The organism is Ohtaekwangia kribbensis, from assembly GCF_042676245.1.
Classification (GTDB): Bacteria; Bacteroidota; Bacteroidia; order Cytophagales; family Cyclobacteriaceae; genus Ohtaekwangia; species Ohtaekwangia kribbensis.
The window spans coordinates 355,494-379,434 of sequence record NZ_JBHTKA010000001.1 but is presented as its reverse complement, the minus strand read 5'-3'; the positions used below and the strand labels follow the sequence as shown (position 1 = coordinate 379,434).

General features: G+C 45.2%; 14 protein-coding genes. All 14 read left to right on the top strand.

The window, feature by feature from the left end; all coding sequences use genetic code 11:
• Positions 1 to 196 precede the first annotated feature (196 nt).
• The 14 genes from ACFQ21_RS01645 (at position 197) to ACFQ21_RS01580 (ending at position 23,895) form a co-directional block, all read left to right on the top strand.
• Complete coding sequence (locus ACFQ21_RS01645; RefSeq protein WP_377573883.1) at positions 197 to 3,199, top strand: SusC/RagA family TonB-linked outer membrane protein; 3,003 nt, start codon at positions 197 to 199, stop codon at positions 3,197 to 3,199.
• A gap of 15 nt (positions 3,200 to 3,214) precedes the next feature.
• Entirely contained in the window at positions 3,215 to 4,729 is a 1,515-nt protein-coding gene (locus ACFQ21_RS01640; protein WP_377573880.1) for a RagB/SusD family nutrient uptake outer membrane protein, read from the top strand.
• Between the two features lie 86 nt (positions 4,730 to 4,815).
• Complete coding sequence (locus ACFQ21_RS01635) at positions 4,816 to 8,127, top strand: VCBS repeat-containing protein (RefSeq protein WP_377573877.1); 3,312 nt, start codon at positions 4,816 to 4,818, stop codon at positions 8,125 to 8,127.
• A gap of 9 nt (positions 8,128 to 8,136) precedes the next feature.
• Positions 8,137 to 11,508, top strand: a complete 3,372-nt coding sequence (locus tag ACFQ21_RS01630) for a VCBS repeat-containing protein (protein ID WP_377573874.1) — start codon at positions 8,137 to 8,139, stop codon at positions 11,506 to 11,508.
• A 16-nt stretch (positions 11,509 to 11,524) separates the two neighbouring features.
• On the top strand, positions 11,525 to 13,558 hold the full coding sequence (locus ACFQ21_RS01625; protein ID WP_377573871.1) for a glycosyl hydrolase family 95 catalytic domain-containing protein: 2,034 nt from the start codon (positions 11,525 to 11,527) through the stop codon (positions 13,556 to 13,558).
• Positions 13,559 to 13,616: 58 nt separating this feature from the next.
• Positions 13,617 to 14,966: a vanadium-dependent haloperoxidase gene (locus ACFQ21_RS01620; protein ID WP_377573868.1), complete on the top strand. Its 1,350-nt coding sequence runs from the start codon at positions 13,617 to 13,619 to the stop codon at positions 14,964 to 14,966.
• A 42-nt stretch (positions 14,967 to 15,008) separates the two neighbouring features.
• Positions 15,009 to 15,716 carry an MIP/aquaporin family protein gene (locus tag ACFQ21_RS01615; RefSeq protein ID WP_377573865.1) on the top strand — a complete coding sequence of 236 codons (708 nt, stop codon included), beginning with the start codon at positions 15,009 to 15,011 and terminating at the stop codon, positions 15,714 to 15,716.
• Positions 15,717 to 15,839: 123 nt separating this feature from the next.
• Positions 15,840 to 17,033, top strand: a complete 1,194-nt coding sequence (locus ACFQ21_RS01610; protein WP_377573862.1) for a DUF3179 domain-containing (seleno)protein — start codon at positions 15,840 to 15,842, stop codon at positions 17,031 to 17,033.
• A gap of 37 nt (positions 17,034 to 17,070) precedes the next feature.
• The gene (locus tag ACFQ21_RS01605) at positions 17,071 to 18,018 is read left to right on the top strand and encodes an ROK family protein (protein ID WP_377573859.1); all 948 of its coding nucleotides are present in this window, start codon (positions 17,071 to 17,073) and stop codon (positions 18,016 to 18,018) included.
• Between the two features lie 81 nt (positions 18,019 to 18,099).
• Complete coding sequence (locus ACFQ21_RS01600) at positions 18,100 to 19,071, top strand: carbohydrate kinase family protein (protein WP_377573856.1); 972 nt, start codon at positions 18,100 to 18,102, stop codon at positions 19,069 to 19,071.
• A gap of 56 nt (positions 19,072 to 19,127) precedes the next feature.
• Positions 19,128 to 19,802, top strand: a complete 675-nt coding sequence (gene pgmB, locus ACFQ21_RS01595) for a beta-phosphoglucomutase (protein WP_377573853.1) — start codon at positions 19,128 to 19,130, stop codon at positions 19,800 to 19,802.
• A 32-nt stretch (positions 19,803 to 19,834) separates the two neighbouring features.
• Entirely contained in the window at positions 19,835 to 22,123 is a 2,289-nt protein-coding gene (locus ACFQ21_RS01590) for a glycoside hydrolase family 65 protein (protein ID WP_377573851.1), read from the top strand.
• Between the two features lie 140 nt (positions 22,124 to 22,263).
• Positions 22,264 to 23,343, top strand: coding sequence for an SGNH/GDSL hydrolase family protein (locus ACFQ21_RS01585; RefSeq protein ID WP_377573848.1), 1,080 nt, complete (start codon positions 22,264 to 22,266; stop codon positions 23,341 to 23,343).
• A gap of 54 nt (positions 23,344 to 23,397) precedes the next feature.
• On the top strand, positions 23,398 to 23,895 hold the full coding sequence (locus ACFQ21_RS01580) for a GNAT family N-acetyltransferase (protein ID WP_377573845.1): 498 nt from the start codon (positions 23,398 to 23,400) through the stop codon (positions 23,893 to 23,895).
• Positions 23,896 to 23,941 lie beyond the last annotated feature (46 nt).

The window sequence follows — 23,941 nt, the reverse complement described above, 5'->3', positions numbered from 1 at the left end:
CATTAACACGCCTAGCGAAATTGTAGATTTACTTTTTGGAAACGATTGCGAAACCGTTTCCTGTTAATTTTTATGATATTTGTCATGATATTATGAGAAATATCTTCCTATCTTAATAGTTGATTTCAAACGTGTGCATTGGAGCGAATGATTTGCGTTAGGGATCAGATAGTTTTTTAACCCAAACCAAAAATGTATGACAAAATTTTATCTGTATGTAAGCAGGTATCTTACGGTTCTACTTTTTCTGATTACCACCGTAGCGTGGTCTCAGAGCACTGTAACAGGAAAAGTTACTTCGGCTGACGATGGATCAGGATTGCCCGGAGTAAACATTATCGAAAAGGGAACAAGCAATGGTACAGTAACGGATGCGAACGGTAGCTTCAGCATCAGTGTTCCTGAAAATGCTGTCCTTGTATTTTCTTTTGTAGGGTATACTTCGCAGGAGGTTGCTGTGGGAGGAAGATCAAGTTTTAATGTGGCGCTGGCCTCAGATGTAACGGCATTATCGGAAGTTGTTGTTATAGGTTACGGACAAATCGAGAAGAAGGACGCCACGGGTGCACTGGTTTCATTGAAGCCGGGTGATTTTAACGCGGGTGTTATCAACTCTCCGGAACAATTGATACAAGGTCGTGCTGCCGGTGTGCAGATCACGTCTGCCAGCGGTGAGCCTGGTGCGGGTATCAACATCCGTATTCGTGGTACATCTTCAGTGCGCAGTGGTAACAACCCGCTGTTTGTTGTAGACGGTGTGCCGTTGAGTGGTGATGATGTAACAGCCAGTGGTTCTGGTGCAGGTCTCGGAAGCAGCTCTGCCCGTAACCCGCTTAACTTTATTAACCCGAACGACATAGCCAGCATCGACATTTTGAAAGATGCATCGGCTACTGCAATCTACGGTTCACGCGGTGCGAACGGTGTGGTGATCATTACTACCAAGACTGGTAAAGGAGCAAGTTCAGCGCTTGACTATTCCTATAACTTCAGCGTTGGCAAGATCACAAAGAAATATGATTTGCTGAATCGCCAGGAGTTCCTTGATGCGTATGAGTCATTCAACGGAGCTGCCGCTGTAGCAAATGTGGATGGTGGTGCTGATACAGACTGGCAGGATGAGATCCTGAGGACAGCGATTACGCACAATCATAACCTCGCGTTTGGTGCCGGTGATAAGACCAGTAACTATCGTTTATCATTAGGGTATATGGATCAGGAAGGTATCATCAAGATATCAGGTCTGAAACGTTATACTGCGCGCTTCAACGGATCAAAAAGTTTTATTGACGATCGTCTGAAAGTGTCTACGCAATTAACATTGGCAAGCACGCGCGATAATGGAGCACCCGTAACCGACAACTCTGGTTTTGAAGGTGACTTGATAGGTTCTGCACTTAAAGCAAACCCTACATTACCGGTTCGCAATGCGAATGGAACATTCTACCAGGTAACAACGAACGAGCCGAACCCGGCTGCGATTCTCGCGTTCTCTAAAGACTATACAAATACAATCAGAGGTCTTGGTAACGTAGCTGCTGAACTTACCATCGTTAAAGGCCTTACTTTCAAAACCGTGTTGGGTTTTGATAAGTCGATGTCATCTCGTAAGACTGCATTCTCCCGCGACTTGTTCGTAAGCGGTATCAAAGATAAAGGACGACTATATCTGAATGATATTGAGACCAGCAACACACTGTGGGAAAACTATTTTACCTACGATAAAGAAATCGGTACTACGGCCAAGTTGAACGCCCTCGTTGGTTATTCATACCAGAGCTTCTCGAGATTTGCCAAGGGAGCTCAGTATACAAACTTCAGAACCAGTAACCTTGATCAGATGATCAACAACCTGGCTTCGGCTGATCAGACTTCAGGTAAAAACTCTGCTGCCGGTTCAAACTCTTCAAACGTAACAGACGAACTCCAGTCATTCTACGGACGTTTTAATCTTACGTTGAAAGACAGATATATAGTTACCGCGACATTACGTGCTGACGGTTCAACTAAATTTGGTGGTGATAACAAATATGGTTATTTCCCTTCTGCAGCCATAAAATGGAGAGTTATTGAGGAGGGATTTGTACCCGAAGTATTCTCTGATTTGAACTTGCGCGTTGGTTATGGTATAACCGGTAACCAGGAAATTCCACACAACCAATACCAGGAACGCCAGCGCTATAACGACTGGAATATTACCAATGAAGGTAATATGGACGGTGGTGCCTTGGGTGGTGTTGCCTTCCAGAACCCGGATCTGAAATGGGAATCTACTTCTCAGTTAAACGCTGGTATAGACTATGGTTTCCTCGATAACAGAATACGCGGTTCTATTGACTATTACTATAAGAGCACAAACGACCTGCTGATCCAGGTTACCAGCGCGCAGCCTGCTGTGCAGCCATTCGTTTGGAGAAATCTCGATGCTCAGGTAATCAACCGAGGACTTGAACTTGCATTGGAGTTTGATGCGATTTCACAGACAGACTTCAGCTGGACGATCAACGGTAACGTTGCTTTCAACAAAAACGAAGTGAAAGATTTCAATGGTCTGATCAACACCGGTAGAATTCACGGTCAGGGTTTGTCTGAAGCATACGCACAACGTATAGCAGGCGGACAATCTCTATATGCATACTATCTGCGTCCGTTCATCGGCTTTGATGAAAATGGCCTTCAGCAATACAGAGATGATCAGGATATTCAGGAGTTTACAGGCGACAGTCCACTTCCTAAAACAATCGCTGGTCTTACCAACAACCTGAAGTATAAAGCACTCGATCTGAGTTTCTTCTTCACCGGACAGTTCGGTCAGAAGATATATAACAACACTGCGAACGCATTCTTTACAGCCGGTGCTCTTGCCAGCGGTAGAAATACAACACGCGATGTAGTGGGCAGTGGTGAAAGCCGCGTAAGCTCACCGGACGTTTCTACCCGATTCCTCGAAGACGGTTCATTCGTTCGACTGCAAAATGTAACGCTTGGATATAATGTAAACACATCGAATACATTTATATCTTCTTTGCGCTTCTTTGTTACCGGACAAAACCTGTTTGTAATTACAGATTACTCCGGTCAGGATCCTGAAGTTAACACGAACAAGTCAATTGATGGAGTTCCTTCTGCGGGTATCGATTATACATCTTATCCGCGTGCAAGGGTATTTACATTAGGTGTTAATGTGTCGTTTAAATAAAAATTAAACTGGGTTATGATATATAGTAAATTTTCAAAACGCTTTTTAGTCGGTAGCCTCAGTGCATTATTTGTTCTTTCTTCCTGTACAAACCTTCATACAGATGAAGTTGATTCAATCGTGATTGATAACACAGGAGGTACAACAACAGGTAATCCCACCGAGTTGCTTGCCGGTACGTATAGTGACTTAAGTGCATTCACAGATCAGGCTGGTGTGTATTCTTTGTATGAGCATACGACAGATGAAATGATACCACCTACACGTGGAACAGACTGGGGTGATAACGGTGTATGGCGCCAGTTATACCAGCACACCTGGGACCCTACCCATACATACGTGGTAAACTCATGGAATATTCTTAACCAACGTGCTTACAAGTGTAACCAGGTTCTTGCTTCAAACCCTTCTGAACAGGAAGCTGCTGAAGCTAAATTCCTGCGTGCATTCTTCATGTGGCACGTAATGGATTTGTTTGGCAAAGTTCCGTTCCGCGAAGTGGGAGAAGGTGTTGATGTTAATCCGAAAGTGATGACACGTTCGGAAGCATTTGATTTCATCGTGAAGGACCTCGAAGAAGCACTGCCCGATCTGCCAAGCCCTGCGCCCTCTGCAGAAAATTCAAAGGCATCAAAAGCAGCAGCCTATACGTTGCTGGCCAGACTATATCTGAACAAGGCGGTATATAAAGCATCAAGTCCGGAGGGACCTTATACCTTTGATGCCGCCGATATGGATAAAGTTATTGACTATGCCGATGAAGTAGCCGCACTGGGATATGCGTTGGAAGATCAGTACTTCGTGAACTTCACAACAGCAGCGCAGTCAGAAATTATCTTCACCAGCCCGACTGGTACCCCTGAAAACCGCTATAGAATGACGCTGCACTATAACAACAACCCCGATGGTTGGAATGGTTTTGCAACACTGGCTGACTTCTACGCAACATTCGAGGAAGATGATATTCGCAGAGGTATACCGGCAACTCCGAATGGAAGCCAATACTCTGGTCTAGGAAGAGGTTTTCTGTTAGGACAGCAGTATAAAGATGATGGTTCAATCATCATCAACGCACGTAACAGCAAGCCGCTTGCCTTTACGAAGGAAGTACCGCTTACCGGTGCCTCTACAGAAGCTGGTATACGCGTAATCAAGTATCACCCGCTGGACAAAGGAAAGTATATCTTCATGCGCTATGCAGATGTATACCTGATGAAAGTGGAAGCATTGTTCAGAAAAGGAAGTACAGCAGAAGCTCTGGACGAGATCAACGATCTGCGTACACTTCGTGGTGCATCTGTACTGGGCTCGCTTGATGAAACAAGTATATTGGCCGAAAGAGGTCGCGAATTATACTGGGAAGGTCTGCGAAGACTTGATCAGGTCCGCTTTGGTACATTCAACAACACATGGCAGGATAAGTCTAACACCGAAACATATCGCGTGTTGTATCCGATTCCGCAGCAGGCATTGGATTCAAACCCTAACCTGAAGCAGAATAAAGGTTATCCTGGATACGTAGGCGACTAATTCAAATTTCTTCTAAAGAAAAGAAGGCAAGCGATACGTTACTTGCCTTCTTTTTTTATTTTTCAGCCGTGTTATATAATCTAAGCATGCATCGATTTTTTCTGGTAGTTCTCGCGTTGGTTGTTGTGGCATGCAGCAAAGACAGAGAAGAATCTGCCCCTGTAAAAAATACACTTTTTCAACGCCTGCCTTCCGCGGAAACGGGAATTGCATTTGAAAATAATCTTATACTCCGGGAAGACTTTGATGTTTTTCGGTATCGCAATTATTACAACGGTGGTGGCGTTGGAATAGGTGATTTCAATAACGATGGTCTCGCCGATGTATACATCACTTCCAACATGGGCGATAACAAATTATACCTCAACAAAGGCAACTGGAAATTTGAAGATATTACTGAAAAGGCCGGAGTAAAGGGAAGCAAGATTTGGTCTACCGGAGTGAGCATTGCCGATGTAAATGCAGACGGCTTGCTGGATATATATGTCTGTAACGCAGGCGATGTGAATGGTGGTAAACGGGAGAACGAACTCTTCATCAACAACGGCAACTTAACCTTTACAGATCGTGCTGAAGAATACGGATTGGCCGATCGCGGCTTTTCTACGCACGCAGCGTTTTTTGATTATGATAAAGATGGTGACCTGGATTGTTATGTGCTGAACAATTCATACCGCCCCGTATCATCACTCGGCTATCGGAACCTACGGCACATCCGTGATGAGTTTGGCGGACATAAACTATATCGCAATGATAAAGGCCATTTCACCGATGTGAGCGAGTTTGCCGGTATATATGGAAGTGTTATCGGGTTTGGTCTGGGGGTTACGGTTGGTGATGTGAACCAGGATAACTGGCCCGACATGTATATCTCCAACGACTTCTACGAACGCGATTACCTGTATATAAACAATCACGATGGTACATTTAAAGAATCGCTCGAAGACTATATGGGGCACATCAGTATGTTTTCCATGGGAGCAGATCTTGCTGACCTGAACAACGATGGCTACCCGGAAATCTTTTCGACCGATATGTACCCCGAAGACGATTATCGTCTCAAGACTATATCTGCATTTGAGACATACGATGTATACCAGCTTCGCCTTCGAAACGGATATTATCATCAGTTTATGCGCAACATGCTGCAACTGAATAACCAGGATGGAAGCTTCAGCGAGATTGGAGAACTGGCCGGTGTTTCTGCAACCGACTGGAGCTGGGGTGCTTTGATTGCTGATTTTGATAACGATGCCTATAAAGATATATATGTATGCAACGGTATCTACAAAGATGTAACGAACCAGGATTTTGTCGAATTTCTCGGAAGTAGTGAACAGATGCGCGCTGCCATAGAAGGAAAGAAAATCGACTTCAAAGAATTTGTGGAGAAGATGCCTTCTGTGAAACTAAGCAACTATATGTTTACGCAACACGGTAGTCTGCAATTTACCAATGTGTCTAAAGACTGGGGATTGGATGATCCGAGTTTCTCCAATGGTGCTGCCTATGGTGATTTGGACAACGATGGTGATCTGGACCTGGTAGTGAACAATGTGAACGAAGAAGCATTTGTTTATCGCAACCAGTCGCGCGAGCAAAATAAAAATCATTTTCTCGCTCTTACCTTTAAAGGCACAGCCGGCAATGTGTTCGGGCTTGGTGCTTGTGTAAAAGCATTTATAGGGAAGGATGTTATTCAAAGTGATAACATGCCGATCCGTGGATTTCAATCCAGTATGGATTACAAAATGACACTCGGCTTAGGCACGCATCAGCAAGTAGATAGTGTCGTGATCACCTGGCCGGATGGAAAGATTGAAACAATGAGCGCTGTTAAAGCTGATCAGACGCTGGCTATCGACTATGCAAACGCCAATATATATACGGCACCGGAACTTGTAAAGATAAAGCCACTTCTTCAGGAAGTTGCCTACACGGAGGTCCGTCATACAGAGAACGACTATAATGAATTCGATCATAACCGTTTACAGTATAGCATGCTGTCTACCGAAGGTCCGGCTTTTGCCACGGCTGATCTGAATAACGATGGACTCGATGATTTTTACCTGGGAGGTTCTGTAGGAAATCCCGGCAAGGTATATATTCAGAAACCCGGCAATAAATTCGTTTCAGTCGCAGATGCTATTTTTGTTGCTGATTCACTCAGTGAAGACATCGATGCAGTGTTCTTCGATGCCGATAATGATCATGATCTCGATCTGTATGTCGTTACCGGTAGCTCGGAATATTCAACGCAGTCTCAACCCAACATCGACAGGCTATATGAGAATAAAGGATTAAAAAACGGTATACCTGTATTTGAGAAAACCGTAAATCGTATTCCTTCACTATATCAGAGCGGAAGCTGTGTTCGTCCGGCAGATGTGGATGGCGATGGTGATCTCGATCTCTTTGTGGGCACACGCGTAATGTCTTCTTATTATGGTTTGCCGTGTGATCAATTTATATTCATCAACGATGGTAAAGGTAATTTTACCGAAGCACCACCAGCATTTGCTCCTGAGCTGAAACGACTCGGCATGGTAACGGATGCTCGCTGGTTCAAATACGATACTGATAATTACCCTGATCTGTTGCTTGTAGGCGAGTGGATGCCGGTGACTATATTTCAGAATGATGGCAAACAACTTAAAAAAGTACCGTCAGTAAAAGGTCTGGAACAATCAGAGGGCTGGTGGAATTGTATTCAGGCCGTTGATCTTGATAATGACCATGACGAAGATTTTATACTCGGTAATTACGGTCTCAACTCGAAGTTTCAACCTACACCAGAGAAACCGGTTACACTCTACGTAAATGACTTCGATCAGAATGGTTCGGTCGAGCCGGTCTTTGCATTCATCAGAGATGGCAAAGAATACCCCGTGGCTTTGCGCCAGGACATCATCAAGCAGATGAGTTCGCTCAAAAAGAAATTCATATACTATAAAGACTATGCGGATAAGTCTGTCAACGATATATTCGATCCGAAACTGCTGGAGCGTGCTACCATGCTCAAGTTTTACCAGCCGCATACTTCAGTGCTGATCAACGAAGGCGCCAATGGATTTACGCTAAAGCCATTGCCAATACCGGCACAAGTGTCTCCGGTATATAGTATAGAAACAATGGATGTAAATCACGATCACAAACCAGACATCATTCTCGGGGGAAATCTCTTTGCAGTAAAACCTGAAATCGGTCGGTTGGATGCGTTGCACGGTTTGGTACTTACCAACGAAGGCAACGGAAATTTTACACCACTCAACTCGTTGCAATCCGGTATAAAGATAAAAGGTGAAGTGCGCCACATTCAGGTGCTGAACAACAAAGGCAAAAAAGTTATAGCCTTTGTGAGGAACAACGATTCCATTAAATTTTTTAACGCACAATAAACTTTTACAATGAATCAGTTTTTAATAAAGGTAGTAACAGCCATGATTTGCATTGCGGGAGTAATGGCGTGTGCTCCGAAAGAAGATAAAAAATTCAGGTTGGTTCCCTCGAGTGAATCCGGTATAACCTTTAAGAACGTATTAAAGGAAACCGTAGAGTTTAACATCTTTAACTATATGTATTTCTACAATGGGGGAGGTGTTGCTACCGGTGACGTAAATGGCGATGGACTGCCCGATATATACTTTACGTCAAACCAGGAAGATAATAAACTATATATTAACAAAGGGAACTTCAAGTTTGCAGATGTTACCGAAGCTGCCGGTGTGGAGGGTTTCAAGGGCTGGACTACCGGTGTAACCATGGCCGATGTAAACAGCGATGGTAAACTGGATATATATGTGAGCAACCTGGGAGATTACCTGATCTACAAAGGAAAGAACCAGTTGTTTATCAACGAAGGGAACGATGCGAACGGTGTTCCGAAATTTACTGACCGCGCCATGGAGTATGGACTTGACCTCGTAGGCTTTTCAACACAGGCTTCGTTCTTTGACTATGATCGCGATGGAGACCTGGATATGTTCATGCTGAACCATTCCCTGCATGAGAATGGTACTTTTGGAAAATCAAGTCTCCGAACAAAAAGTCACCCGCTGGCAGGCGATCGTTTACTGCGCAACGACAACGGGAGATTCATTGATGTTACACAAGGCTCGGGTATATATAACAGCGTGCTGGGCTACGGTTTGGGTGTTGTAGTAAGTGATGTAGACCTGGATGGATGGCCGGATATATATGTCGGTAACGATTTTCATGAGAACGACTATCTCTATATAAACCAGGGCAACGGTACTTTTAAGGAAGTGCTCGAAAAATGCATGATGCATACCAGCCGGTATACCATGGGTGTTGACTTTGCTGATTTCAACAACGATGCTTATCCGGATTTGATCGCGATGGACATGCTGCCGGAAGATCCGCAGGTATTAAAAGCATCGGCAGCGGAAGATACCTATGATGTATTCAATTTTAAGATCAACTATGGGTATAATCACCAGTTTGCCCGGAATACGTTGCAGTTGAACAACCAGGATGGAACGTTCAGTGAAGTAGGACTAATGGCCGGTGTCGCGGCTACAGACTGGAGCTGGTCTTCGTTGTTTGCCGACTTCGACCTGGATGGTCGCAAAGATATATTTGTATCCAACGGTATATTACGAAGATCAAACGATCTGGACTATATCAACTTCATTACGATTGATTCCGTGCAAATGCGAATGAAGTACGATATGTCGGAACGAGAACTGATGTATATTGAGAAACTTCCGAAGATCAAGGTTCCGAATTACCTCTTCATTAATAATGGAGATTCCACGTTTGCAAACCAGGCGCTGAGCTGGGGACTTGAGTCGCCTTCCTATTCACATGGTACCGCGTATGCCGATCTGGATAACGATGGTGATCTTGACCTCGTAATCAATAATGTTGAAGACGAAGCATTCGTATATGAGAACAGAACGATTCATAAGCCTGTCGAGGAAAATGTGGAACAACCGCACTACCTGCAAATTGCATTGGCAGGTGATATAGGCAACAGCCAGGGTATAGGAGCAAAGGTATTTATATACACCGGTGGTAAATTGCAGGTGCAGGAATGTATGCCTACACGTGGTTACGAAAGTTCTGTAGACAGCCGGCTTACATTTGGCCTTGGTAAAACAAAACAGATTGATTCACTGGTTGTGATCTGGAATGACGGGAAGTTTGAGAAGCAGGTGAATATACAGGCTGATCAGCAACTGGTACTCAGGCAACAAAATGCAAAGGGTAATTTTAACTACACCATTTTTCACAAGCCGCAGCATCTGTTTGTAAAAGATTCAACGGCCTTGGGTATATCTTTTAAGCATACCGAGAATCGTTTCGTGGAGTTTAATCGCGAAGCATTACTTCCGCACATGCTCTCGGCCGAAGGACCCGCTGCTGTTACCGGAGATATGAACGGTGATGGTCGCGAAGATATATTCCTGGGCAACGCCAAATGGTCAAAAGCAAAAATATACCTGCAGACATCAGCCGGTACATTTACAGAACAAAAGCAACCCGCGCTGGCCATCGATAGTACATACGAAGATGTTGATGCCGCCTTATTGGATGCTGACAAAGACGGAGACCTCGATCTGCTTGTTGTGAGTGGAGGAAACGAGTTTACGGGTAAATCTATATACCGCCAGCCAAGGTTATACCTCAATAATGGCAAGGGTAATTTTACACGATCACCTGCGTTAACCGATATATACCTCACCGGTTCCTGCGTTAGTGTTCAGGATATAGATGCCGATGGTGATGCCGATATATTTCTCGGTGCGCGCGCCAACCCGTGGCGGTATGGCTTAAAACCGGATAGCTATATTTTACTTAACGATGGCAAAGGTAATTTTACCGATGCAACGGATACAGTGGCACCCGTGCTGCGCAAGTTCGGTTTTATCAAGCATGCTACATGGGCTGATATGGATGGCGATAAAGTGGCGGATCTTGTGTTGGCCGCGGAATGGTCGCCCATTACTATATTGCTGAACAAGAATGGTAAACTTACACCTATACCCGCAGAGGGTTCCGGACTTGAAAAATCAAACGGCTGGTGGAATATAGTACAGGCCGCAGACTTTGATCAGGATGGTGATCTGGATTTGATCGCGGGTAACCTGGGCCTTAACTCCCGTCTGCATGCGTCAGAACAGGAGCCGGTAAAAATGTTTGTAGCCGATTTTGACAAGAACGACAGTACCGACCAGGTGTTAACACATTTTATTCACGGCAAAGAATACCCGTTCCATACACGCGATGAAATGACCAGGCAGATGCCTTACCTGAAGAAACGCTACCTTTCGTATCATAAATTTGCAGAAGCTACCGTGCACGATATGTTTACCGATGATGTGTTGAATGCCTCCGAGAAATATATAGCCTATAATTTCCGCACATGCTATATTGAAAATATAGGACAGGGTAAATTTAAAGTACGCCCGTTGCCAAATGCCGCGCAGCTTTCAACTGTAAATGCTATACTGGTAGATGACTTTAACAACGACAAGAAACCAGATGTGTTGCTGGCCGGAAATTTCTATCCCATCAATATACAAATGGGACGCAACGATGCGAGCTATGGTTTACTGTTAACCGGAGATGGTAAAGGTAATTTCCACCCGGTGCCCGCGATCCAATCCGGATTCTCGGTGGCGGGAGAAACGCGCGCTCTTAAAACAATTCATGTAAATGGAAACGTATACTATATAGCCGTGCGCAACAACGATACCCTGGTGGCTTTTTCAGTTCGTAACGCAGCTGCAGATAATAGCAAGATCGTTCCTTAAACAAAACGTATCGTCTATGAAAACAATCCTGTACTACTTTGTATTTTTTATTCCGGTGGCAGGCTTTGCACAAGATGCAGGATGGACCATCGAGGCGAAAACAATCGATCCGAATAATTACTATGGCGTAACGGTAGCGAACGGCATGGTAGGCATCGTATCGTCTCCCGAGCCGATGAAAGTAAAGGATGTTGTGTTGAACGGAGTGTATGACTATTACCAGCGCGGTCGTGTCTCCAATATACTCAAGACATTCAATCACATTAACATGAACCTCGATGTGGATGGCCAGCGCATCGGGCTGAAGCATATTCGAAATTACCGGCAGGTGCTCGATATGAAAAAAGCAGCACTCACTACTACGTTCGAAGTAGGAGATAAGCTTATGGTAAAACACACCATTATGGCGCTGCAACATTTACCCTATACGGCCCTGGCAATTATCGAGGTCAAAGCGAAGCGCGCAGTGAAAATTACACCCATGAGTGTAATCGAAGCTCCCAATCACCTGGTGGACGTCAGGAATCTGTACAGTGAAATCGATCGTCCACATGTAGTCATACCGTTGCTTACTTCGGTGGGGAAAAGTCCTTCCGGCAAGCATACCGTTGCTGTGAGTAACAGTATAATTTTTACGGAGCCACACGGCCAGGAGCCCGACTTGATTCATGAGGACTGGGACTATAACATGCATCTTGTGAAGTTCAATAAAGATATGAAGGCGGGAGATACCTATACCTTTAGTGTTGTAGCATCAGCAACATCAACCGAACACTATAAAGATCCGCTGAATGAAGCGGAGCGCCTTACCATTTTTGCAAAGCTTGAAGGTACACAACGTCTGCTGCAACATCATGAAGCTGCCTGGGAAAATTTATGGAAGAGTGATATTGTAGTGGAAGGCGATGTGCAGGCTCAGAAAGATATACGCTTTGGACTCTATCATTTATACTCTTTTGCCCGTGCCGGTACTGCTTATAGTTTATCGCCTATGGGACTATCAGGTCTTGGGTATAACGGCCATGTGTTCTGGGATACGGAACTCTGGATGTACCCGCCACTGCTGGTATTGCAACCCGATATAGCAAAGTCATTACTCGAATATCGCTTTCAACGATTGGAGGCCGCGAAACAAAATGCATTTTCGCACGGGTATAAAGGCGCCATGTTTCCATGGGAGTCATCAGATGAGGGAACAGAAGATACACCGGTGTGGGCACTTACCGGACCTTTTCAACATCACATCACCGGATGTGTAGGTTGGGCCTTCTGGAAATATTACCAGGTAACAAAAGATAAAACCTGGTTGCGCGAACGCGGCTATCCTGTGCTGAAAGAAGTAGCTGATTTCTGGGCGAGCCGTGTTGAACGCAAAGGCAGCGGACGATATGAGATCAACAATGTTATAGGCGCCAATGAGTGGCAGGAGAATATAGATAACAACGCATTTACCAATGGTATGGCAATCACGGTACTGCGCTATGCTACACAGGCTGCAAAAGAATTAGCACTCGAACCGAATGCTGATTGGGAACATGTGGCACAAAATATTCCTATACTGAAATTTCCTGATGGCACTACAAAAGAAAATGCTACCTATACCGGAGTGGATATAAAACAGGCCGATGTTAATCTGCTGGCGTATCCGCTGGAGATTGTTACCGATCGCGCACAGCTTGAAAAAGATCTGAAGTATTATGAACCACGCATGTCGCCTGAAGGACCTGCGATGGGTAACTCGGTGCTTGCTACACTATATGCGCGACTGGGGCAATCGGAAAAAGCATACGAGCTTTTTGTAAAGACCTATAAGCCCAATGAAGTGCCACCCTTTGGTGTACTTGCTGAAACAGCCGGAGGAACCAATCCATACTTTGCTACCGGTGCAGGTGGAATGTTGCAAGCTGTTATTTTCGGATTCGGAGGTCTCAGTATTTCAGATAACGGAATTGTGCAGAGCAGCAAACCTCTTCCTAAAAAATGGAAATCGGTTCAGGTGAAAGGCGCAGGCGTTGATAAGAAAGATTTTATAGTGAAGCAAGGAAATTAAACCGTTTGTTATTATTGTTTTCCTTCTAAATTTGAGAACCATACTTACCCGGATTGTTATGAAATTTTCTTTTGGGAAGATTGCGGTCATTTGCATGTTGCTCGTGTCGTGTTCTTCTGATGATGCGTGGCGTACAAAAGTTCAGAATGCCGAATACCTGCACCGCTCTATCAAGCAAGTAACTGATGTTATTGTTCATGATATATTTTCACCTCCGGTAGCGAGTCGTATTTATACTTATGTCAGTGTTGCTGCATATGAAGCAGCACGGCACCAGGATTCATTGTGTGTGAGTTTTGCCGGACAGCTTCACGGCCTCGGACAAGTACCTCAGCCGGATAAAGGTAAAGAATATTGTTACCCGCTGGCATCGGTACAGGCAGCATTGAAAGTAGGAAGAGCATTGGTGTTTTCGGAAGACAAGATGGATGCTTTCTATGAAGGCATCATGCAGGAATTTAAAAATGATGGCGTACCGAAAGATGTATTCGAGCGCTCGGTAGCATACGGAACACAAGTGGCCGATCACATCATTGCATGGTCACAGAAAGACAACTATAAACAGTCGCGTTCATTTCCCAAGTATTCCATCAGCGAAGATCCTGCCACCTGGAAGCCAACACCGCCTGCGTATATGGATGCTGTTGAACCACACTGGAACAAGATCAGAACTTTTGCACTCGACTCAGCTGCGCAGTTTAAACCGGTATCACCAACAAAATTCTCTACCGATAAAGAGAGTGGTTTCTATAAGGAAGCATTTGAAGTATATACCGCAGGTGTAAAGATGACAGACGAGCAACGACAGATCGCTTCGTTCTGGGATTGCAATCCGTTTGTGATGAATGTGAAAGGACACGTGATGTTTGCTACTAAGAAAATATCACCCGGAGGTCACTGGATGAACATTACCAGTGTTGCCTGTAAAAAAACAAATGCTGACATCGTAAAAAGCGCAGAAGCGTATGCCCGTGTTGCTATAGGGCTGGTGGATGGATTTATATCCTGCTGGGATGAAAAATACCGGAGCCGTCTCATTCGTCCGGAGACCTATATAAACCAGTATATAGATGAAAACTGGACACCGCTCTTGCAGACACCGCCATTCCCGGAATATACCAGTGGCCACAGCGTTGTGTCAGGAGCATCAGCGATGGTATTGACAAAACTCTTTGGTGATAACTTCAGCTTTACCGACTCCACTGAAATTGAATTCGGATTAACAGCGCGTTCATTCAAATCGTTTATACATGCTTCCGAAGAAGCAGCAATCAGTCGTTTATACGGGGGAATTCACTACCGCCCTGCGATTGAAAATGGTATGATTGAAGGAAGGGCTGTTGGCAATTTTATCAATGAAAAAGTCCGGACGAGAAAAGAAGGAAAGAAGCTCGCGGACGGAAAATAATCTGTAGCAGAATAAATATTGGCAGGCTAATCCATACACTATATGACTCCTTACCTGGCAGAATTCTTTGGCACCATGTTATTGATTTTACTGGGCGAAGGCTCGGTAGCAGGAGCGTTGTTAAAAAACTCGAAAGCTGAAAATGACGGCTGGCTGGCGATTGTTGTTGCCTGGGGACTTGCCGTTACTATTTCTATTTATGCTGTTGGCAGCATCAGCGGTGCGCATCTCAATCCGGCTATAACATTGGCCTTGTGTGTATCCGGAGATTTCCCGGTAGACCAGGTGCCCGGGTATATATTGGCTCAACTGGCCGGAGCCTTTGCCGGTGCTATACTGGTATGGCTGCACTATATGCCGCATTGGAGCAAAACGGATAATGCGTCTCTGAAGCTCGCTATATTTTGCACGGCACCTGCTATACGATCCGTACCGGCCAACCTCTTCAGCGAAATGCTGGCTACCCTGGTATTGGTCATGGCCATTTTATTTATAGGCGCCAACAAATTTGCAGACGGATTAAACCCGCTCATCATTGGCGGACTGATTACATCCATCGGCTTGAGCTTAGGTGGTACAACAGGCTTTGCGATTAACCCCGCCCGCGATCTTGCTCCGCGATTGGCCCACGCAATACTTCCTATACCCGGCAAGGGTTCTTCCGATTGGTCGTATAGCTGGATACCCGTTGCAGGCCCCATCATAGGAGGTATAATCGGAGCCTGGTTATTTAAGGTGCTCTTTGGCTGATAGGCTGATTTTTTTCAGTATACAGTACGAAGTTTTTACCCGTCCCGCTATCTTTCTTTAGGTTGTAATCTCTATCTTCACCGCGCTGTGTCATGTGTGCAGCGCCAACAACCAGAACCATAGATGAGAACTTTTTTATTCTCAGTCGGTATTATTATTCTGATCGGTGCAGAGATACTCAGAGTATACTTCATCATGCCCTTTCCCGGAAGCCAGCATGACGAAACCATTAACGTTGCGTACTTTCTTCACACCAACATCAATATCATACGCGTTATCGGTCTGGTGCTCATTGCGTTTCCGGTTGTATCGTACTTTCGCAGCGGCTCGCCTACATCAAAAATTATAGTCACATTGTCGGTGGTGGTATACCTCGTGGTATTCTACTTCTTCAACTTTCGCTTTCTGGCCGACAAGATGTTCTATCAACCCGGTATAAAAGTCTTTACAAAAGCGAATGCCAATAAAATTCCAACGACAAACCTGGTGATTGGTGTTTCCGTTAACGGTGCATCCAAAGCATATCCCATCGAGATCATTGGCTATCACCACCAGGTACGCGATACTGTGGGTAATACTCCTGTTATGGTAACGTATTGTACCGTATGTCGTACCGGGCGGGTGTTCAGTCCATTGGTGGAAGGTAAAGCAGAGACCTTCCGGCTGGTAGGTATGGATCACTTCAATGCTATGTTTGAAGACACCGCTACCAAAAGCTGGTGGCGACAAGTGACCGGAGAAGCAATTGCTGGTCCAATGAAAGGAAAACAATTACAGGAGATAGCAGCCGAACAGATGCGACTCGATGCATGGATAACCCTGCATCCCGACACCGAGATCATGCAACCCGATACAACCTTCAACAAACAATATGAAGGCATGAAGAATTATGATGAAGGAAGGAGTAAAGGAGATTTGACGCGTGCTGATTCACTTTCGTGGAAAGATAAATCGTGGGTAGTAGGTGTACAGACCGGTATGGATGCACGTGCCTACGACTGGAATGAACTCGAACAGGTAAAAGTTATACAGGATACACTCGGAGGTATACCACTGCTGGTTACACTGGCATCAGACAGTGCTTCGTTCCATGTCTTTAAACGCGATACACTTTCCTTTACCTTCGACCCGGCAACGTATATACTTCGCGATGCACAAACACAATCGACCTGGAATATACAGGGTCGCTGCACCGAAGGTAAATTACAGGGAACACAATTACCGGTAGTACAATCGTACCAGGAGTTCTGGCATTCGTGGCGTACATTCCGGCCGCAAACCACGGCTTATCATTATGCGCGTGAAGATGAAAAGTGAACTATCGATATAAGTAAAAATAGAAGTACAGACTATTATGAGTAAAGAGAAAAACAGTGCCGCGGGCAATGAGAGTCTTTGGGGAATTGACCTGGGAGGAACAAAAATAGAAGGCGTTATACTGAAGTCAGTAAGCGATCCGGAAATATTGTTTCGCGACCGCGTGCCAACGGAAGCTGATCAGGGATACGAACATATTCTGGGACAGGTAAAGTTACTGGTAGACATGATGGAAAAAACTACCGGTATAAAACCCAACGGTATAGGTTTTGCAACACCCGGCACACTCGATCCGAAACAAGGCGTAATGAAGAACTGCAACACCGTAGCCATGAATGGTAAACCGATGAAGAAAGATCTTGAAAAGATACTCGGTGTAAAAGTAGAAATGGCGAACGATGCCGATTGCTTCGCGCTGGCAGAGACACGTTACGGTGTAGTAAAAGAACGATTTCCGGATGCGCGCGTAGTGTTCGGTGTAATCATGGGCACTGGTGTAGGCGGAGGTATCGTGATTGATGGTAAAGCGATTGTAGGTCTGCAAGGTATAGCAGGCGAATGGGGACATAATTTCCTCGATGAATCAGGCGGCCCATGCTATTGCGGAAAGTCAGGCTGCGTGGAGATGGTGATCTCCGGTCCGGCATTACAACGATACTACTACAAAGAAACCGGCAACAACAAACCACTGAAAGATATAGTGGCGCTGGCCGAATCGAAAGTAGATCCTACAGCACAGAAGACTATACAACGGTTGATCGAATTCTTTGGTAAATCACTGAGTGTCATCATCAATATACTCGATCCGGATGTTATCGTGATCGGAGGTGGTGTAGGTAATATAGATCTGCTCTACGACCGTGGTGTAGACTCGGTGAAGAAATATGTATTTAACAACCGACTGGATACACGCATTGTGAAGCCTTCACTGGGCGACAGTGCCGGTGTGTTTGGCGCAGCATTTCTGTTAGCCGATCCGCTTTAGTATAGCGAACGAGGGGACGACACGTGTGCCGGTATGATTTTGTTTGAAGGTTTAACGCTAACGATATAACAGCAAACGTCTATGAAACGAATTGCAATACTTGGACCCATACCACGCGATCACATCGTTACACACCAGGGCGATCTGATACAAAAATGGGGGTGTGTTACACATCCGGTAATTGCGCTGTCAGTCATGGCGGGTGAACAGATCGAAATTGTGCCGGTAAGTCACTTGCGGCAGGTTGACCTGGATAATGTGGTGGAAGTATTCAACGGTTATCCCGGTATAAATCTCAAGCACCTGACCACGAAAAACGACCAGGGCGATATCATCAGTCTCAAGTTCATCGACATGAACAACCGGCTTGAACGACAAACCGGTTTCATGGACCCCATCATGCCCGATGATGTAAAGAAACTGACAGACTGCGATGTGTTTGTTTTTATACCCATCAGCGATTACGAGATCTCCCTCGAAACCCTTAAATACCTGAAGAAGAAAAGTGAAGGCACTATAATATTCGATGCGCACGGTCCAACTACAGCATGTCTCATCAACGGAGAGCGTATGCGCAAATTCTGGATCGACCGGGATCAGTGGCTTCCCTATATAGATGTTCTCAAGATGAACCTCGAAGAAGCGCACGCGTCATGGTTCAAAAAGGAATATGAAAGCCAGGATTTCCTGGAAAGTGAAGATGTAGACCGCGATGTACTTCGTCAGTTTGCAGTTCACTGTCTGAGCAAGGGAGTGAAGTGCCTGTATATTACGGTAGACTCACGCGGATGCCTGGTATACTATAATGAACGTGGCAAACTGAAAGAAGAAATGGTGCCGGCCGTAAAAGTGGAAAATGTAATTGATACCACAGGCTGTGGCGATTCATTTGCCGGTGGCATAGGCTTCGGCTTGCTGCAGAAGCCCCGCGACTATATACAGGCCGCACGCTACGGCAATGCACTCGGTGCACTGCGCACGCAGGGTAAAACCTTTGCTGTTTTTAAATCGCTGGATGAAACCAACCAGATCATTCGCGATACGTACAGCTGATCGGTATATATATACCCTTTGGCAATAATTTAATTCAAGACCCTAAATCCCGACCTTTGATTAAAGCAGTAATATTCGACTTGGACGGAGTCATTGTAGATACAGCGCGCTATCATTTTCTGGCATGGAAGCGATTAGCCGATGAACTCGGTATCAAATTCACCGAAGCAGACAATGAGCGCCTGAAAGGAGTAAGCCGCATACGCTCGATGGAGATACTCATGGAGCTGGGTGGCATCACCCTGAGTCAGCATGAAAAGGAACGACTCGCCAATAAAAAGAATGCATGGTTTGTTGACTATGTAGAGCGCATGTTGCCGGAGGAAATATTTCCCGGTGTAACAGCACTTATAACAACGTTCAAGCAGCATGGTATGCGTATAGCACTTGCCTCCAGCAGCAAGAATGCAAAGACGGTGATACAGCTTTTGCGCATCGAGCATCTTTTTGAAGTGGTAGTTGATGGTACCATGGTAGTACATTCCAAGCCCGATCCTGAGATATTTTTACTCGCGGCAACGAAGCTGGGCGTGGAACCGAAAGAGTGCCTCGTATTTGAAGATGCAGAAGCAGGCGTGGAAGCCGCACTCGCTGCGGGTATGCATTGCGTTGGTATAGGTACACCGGAACAACTGTTCAAGGCGATGCGCGTGATACGCACGACCGGGGAATTTACCATGAGTATGCTGGACGACTGCAATGCTGCGATAAAATTGAAAGCCAACGGCTAGAGATATATAGTAACGTTAAATATATACGTGTAATGAAAGAGTATTTAAAGCACCACGAATGGCAGATTATAGAAGAAGGATTGGATCCGCACTATAACAAGATATCTGAAAGTGTGTTCAGTATCGGGAACGGGCGCATGGGACAACGCGCTAATTTTGAAGAAGAGTACTCCGGCGAAACACTTCGCGGAAGTTATGTGGCCGGAGTATATTATCCTGATAAGACACGTGTTGGCTGGTGGAAGAATGGTTACCCGGAATATTTTGCAAAAGTATTGAACGCTCCGAACTGGATCGGCATTCACGTTAGCATTGATAACCAGAAACTCGATCTTGCCAAATGTAAAGTAGAGGATTTTAAACGCGTGCTCGACATGCGCACCGGTTTACTCTCCAGAAGCTTTGCCGCAACATTGGGCGATGGTAAGAAAGTACGCGTAGAATCAAAACGATTCTGCAGCATGGCCCATGGTGAAGTAGGAGCGATCCGCTATGCTATAACTCCGCTTAACTTTTCAGCGAAAGGTTTGCTCTCTATCTATGTAGATGCCGATGTAGTGAACAAGGATTCCAACTACGATGAAAAATTCTGGGAAGAGGTATATAAAGACGCTTCTGAAGGAAGAGCCGTTGTAACCGCACAAACCAAGAAGACCAATTTTCATGTAACTACAGGCATGCGCTATCACATCGAAACCGATGGTAAAAAAGCGAATGCCGATCGCATCAACACTGAATTGCGCGAAAAGTTTGCCGGTAACGTGATACAGGTTGCTTTGCAGGAAGGTAAAGAAACTGTAGTATATAAATATGCTGCTATACTTTCATCAGAGAATCATCCGAAGGACCAGTTGGTAACAGCAGCCAACAAAGTACTGGACGAAGCGTTTCACAAAGGCTTCGATGCGTTGTTTGACGAGCACGCCAAAGTATGGCAACACAAATGGGAGGAGAGCGACATTACCATAGAAGGCGATATAGCCGCACAACAAGGTATACGCTTCAATATATTCCAGTTGATGCAGACCTATACCGGTGAAGATGAACGCCTGAATATAGGACCAAAGGGATTTACCGGTGAGAAATATGGCGGAAGTACCTATTGGGACACCGAAGCATACTGCCTTCCGTTTTACTTAAGTACAGCAGAACCGAAAGTTGCGCGCAACCTGTTGGTATACCGCTATAAACATTTGGGTAAAGCGATCGAGAATGCAAAGAAGCTCGGCTTTAAAGATGGAGCTGCATTCTATCCGTTTGTTACCATGAACGGTGAAGAATGTCACAACGAGTGGGAAATTACTTTTGAAGAGATTCACCGTACCAGTGCCATGGCATACGCCATCCGCGACTATATAGAATATACCGGCGACAAGAATTATTTTACGGAATACGGACTCGAAGTACTCATCGGTATAGCACGCTACTGGTCGCAACGCGTAAACTGGTCGGCCGAGAAAAGTAAATATGTGATCCTGGGAGTTACCGGTCCAAATGAATACGAGAACAACGTAAACAACAACTGGTATACTAATTACCTCGGAGCCTGGACACTGCGTTTTGCGCAGCAGGCTGTTGACTATGTGAAGAACAACAACCTGAACCGCTACAATGAAATTGTAAGCAAAACTTCGTTCAGGGAGAAAGAAGAGACCGATCGCTGGAAAGAGATCGTAGAGAAAATGTATTACCCGGTCGATGAGAAACGCAATATCATTTTGCAGCAAGACGGGTTTATGGATAAAGAGATCCTTCGGGTGAGCGAACTTAAAAAAGAAGATCGTCCGTTGAACCAGAAGTGGTCGTGGGATCGCATCCTTCGCTCATGCTTCATCAAGCAGGCAGATGTGCTGCAGGGTATATATCTCTTCGAAGATGATTTTGATATCGAGACCATCCGCAGAAATTATGACTTCTATGAGCCGCTAACGGTTCATGAATCATCCTTGTCTCCTTGCGTGCACGTTATACTGGCGTCAAAGTTAGGGTATAAATCAAGTGCATACGAATTATACTTACGCACCGCCCGCCTCGACCTCGATGACTATAACAACGACACCGAAGAAGGTTGTCACATCACGTCAATGGCTGGTACATGGATGAGCGTAGTAAAAGGATTTGGCGGCATGCGCGTGCGTGACGGAAAACTACATTTCAATCCGTTCATTCCGGATCAATGGAAATCCTATTCCTTCCGCATTGAGTTCCGCGGTCGCGTACTAAAAATAAAAGTGAGCAAAGACGGAGTCGAAACAAAACTCGAATCCGGAGAGCCATTGGTTATTGATGTGAAAGGCGAAGACGTGCAGTTACGAAAATAGCTTCTAGCTACCAGCTGCAGACAAGTTACGTTTTTGATTCGTTATACTATACCAACACCGTGTTGGATAGTATAATGAAACCTCAGCACCAACAGCCTGCAGCCAGTAGCTTGCAGTCAGCAAGCCACAAAGTGTAAAAAGTGAATCATACTCATTTGAGACGTTACGTACTAAGCGCAGCAATGCTTCTCCTGTGGAGTGTTTCTGTTGAAGCAAGCCCCGTGCAGTTTATAGGTGCCGATCATCCGGATATACAGTATACCGGGCGCATTGACTTTTCGAATACCAAGCTGCCACGCTTTTGGGCAGCCGGAGTATATATACAAGTGAAGTTCAAGGGTACTTCGTGTTCCATTATTGTGAACGATGAAGTGTTGTGGGGTAAATCGCATAACTACCTGGAAATTTCGGTCGATCAGCAGAAACCATTCAGAATTCAGACAACCGGCAAAACGGATACGATTACCGTTGCAACCGGCTTGCAACGGGGAGCCCACACGCTCACCATCTGCAAGAACACAGAAGCACTCATCGGTTATCTTGAATTTGCCGGAGTCCTCTGTGAAGGTATACTGCCAATGCCCGCGAAGCCTCAACGCAAGATCGAATTCATTGGTAACTCCATTACCTGCGGTACCGGTAGCGACCTGTCGGTGGTGCCGTGCGATAAAGCAGAGTGGTATGATCAGCACAACGCATATTTCAGCTACGGACCTACCGTTGCCAGGGAGTTGAAGACACAATATCATTTAACATCCGAGTCAGGTATAGGACTCATGCATAGTTGCTGCGATAAACCGTATGTAATGCCGCAGGTATTTGATAAAGTAAATTTCAGTACCAATACGATACCCTGGGATTTTTCAAAATATATACCCGATGTTGTTACCATTGGCCTTGGCCAGAACGATGGTATCCAGGACTCCGTCAAATTCTGTAACGCGTATGTTGAGTTTATTCGCACCATTCGTAAACACTATCCATCGGCACAGATAATATGTCTTACAAGTCCGATGGGCGATGCTGCTTTGACAAAAGCCCTGAAGAATTACCTTACCGGTATTGTAAACTATACCACCGCGCAAGGCGATAAAAAGGTGAGTAAATACTTCTATTCGCGAAGCTTCAATAGCGGATGTGGAGGACATCCCGATCTGAAGGAACATCAACTCATCGCGAATGAACTGGCGGAATATATTCGTAGTGTCATGAAGTGGTAGCTTTGTAAATAGCGTAACCAGGAAGATAGCGTTAATCAGGAAGATATAGAGCACATGCAAATTCAGATCGTACCCTATCAGAAGCAATATGCTGAAGCCATTGCGAATCTTATTATATCCATACAGCAACAGGAGTTTAATATAAAGATTACGCTGGCAGATCAACCTGATCTGCAGGACATCGATAATTTTTACCGGAAGGGAAGCGGTAATTTCTGGTGTGCACTCTCCCCGGAAGGCGAGCTGATCGGCACCATCGCATTGATCGACATCGGCAACAACATGGGCGCCATCCGCAAGATGTTTGTAAAACACGAATGGCGCGGAAAAGAAAAAAATGTAGCGCGTTTGCTACTGCATACACTCGAAACATGGGCACAGCAACATGCTGTATCGAAACTATACCTCGGCACCGTAGAAAAACTGAAAGCAGCTCAACGCTTCTACGAGCGCGAAGGATTTACACTGGTAGATGTCGAAGCCTTGCCAACACAATTTCCCCGAATGGCAGTAGACACCATCTTCTACCAAAAAACACTTTATAGTGTATAAAAAAATGCGTCAGCTTTCGCTAACGCATCTCTATAGTAGCATATAT

Bases quoted from the DNA above. Each gene is read 5' to 3' on its own strand.
- ACFQ21_RS01645 (WP_377573883.1), top strand. From the start codon at position 197: ATGACAAAATTTTATCTGTATGTAAGCAGGTATCTTACGGTTCTACTT.
- ACFQ21_RS01640 (WP_377573880.1), top strand. From the start codon at position 3,215: ATGATATATAGTAAATTTTCAAAACGCTTTTTAGTCGGTAGCCTCAGT.
- ACFQ21_RS01635 (WP_377573877.1), top strand. From the start codon at position 4,816: ATGCATCGATTTTTTCTGGTAGTTCTCGCGTTGGTTGTTGTGGCATGC.
- ACFQ21_RS01630 (WP_377573874.1), top strand. From the start codon at position 8,137: ATGAATCAGTTTTTAATAAAGGTAGTAACAGCCATGATTTGCATTGCG.
- ACFQ21_RS01625 (WP_377573871.1), top strand. From the start codon at position 11,525: ATGAAAACAATCCTGTACTACTTTGTATTTTTTATTCCGGTGGCAGGC.
- ACFQ21_RS01620 (WP_377573868.1), top strand. From the start codon at position 13,617: ATGAAATTTTCTTTTGGGAAGATTGCGGTCATTTGCATGTTGCTCGTG.
- ACFQ21_RS01615 (WP_377573865.1), top strand. From the start codon at position 15,009: ATGACTCCTTACCTGGCAGAATTCTTTGGCACCATGTTATTGATTTTA.
- ACFQ21_RS01610 (WP_377573862.1), top strand. From the start codon at position 15,840: ATGAGAACTTTTTTATTCTCAGTCGGTATTATTATTCTGATCGGTGCA.
- ACFQ21_RS01605 (WP_377573859.1), top strand. From the start codon at position 17,071: ATGAGTAAAGAGAAAAACAGTGCCGCGGGCAATGAGAGTCTTTGGGGA.
- ACFQ21_RS01600 (WP_377573856.1), top strand. From the start codon at position 18,100: ATGAAACGAATTGCAATACTTGGACCCATACCACGCGATCACATCGTT.
- ACFQ21_RS01590 (WP_377573851.1), top strand. From the start codon at position 19,835: ATGAAAGAGTATTTAAAGCACCACGAATGGCAGATTATAGAAGAAGGA.
- ACFQ21_RS01580 (WP_377573845.1), top strand. From the start codon at position 23,398: ATGCAAATTCAGATCGTACCCTATCAGAAGCAATATGCTGAAGCCATT.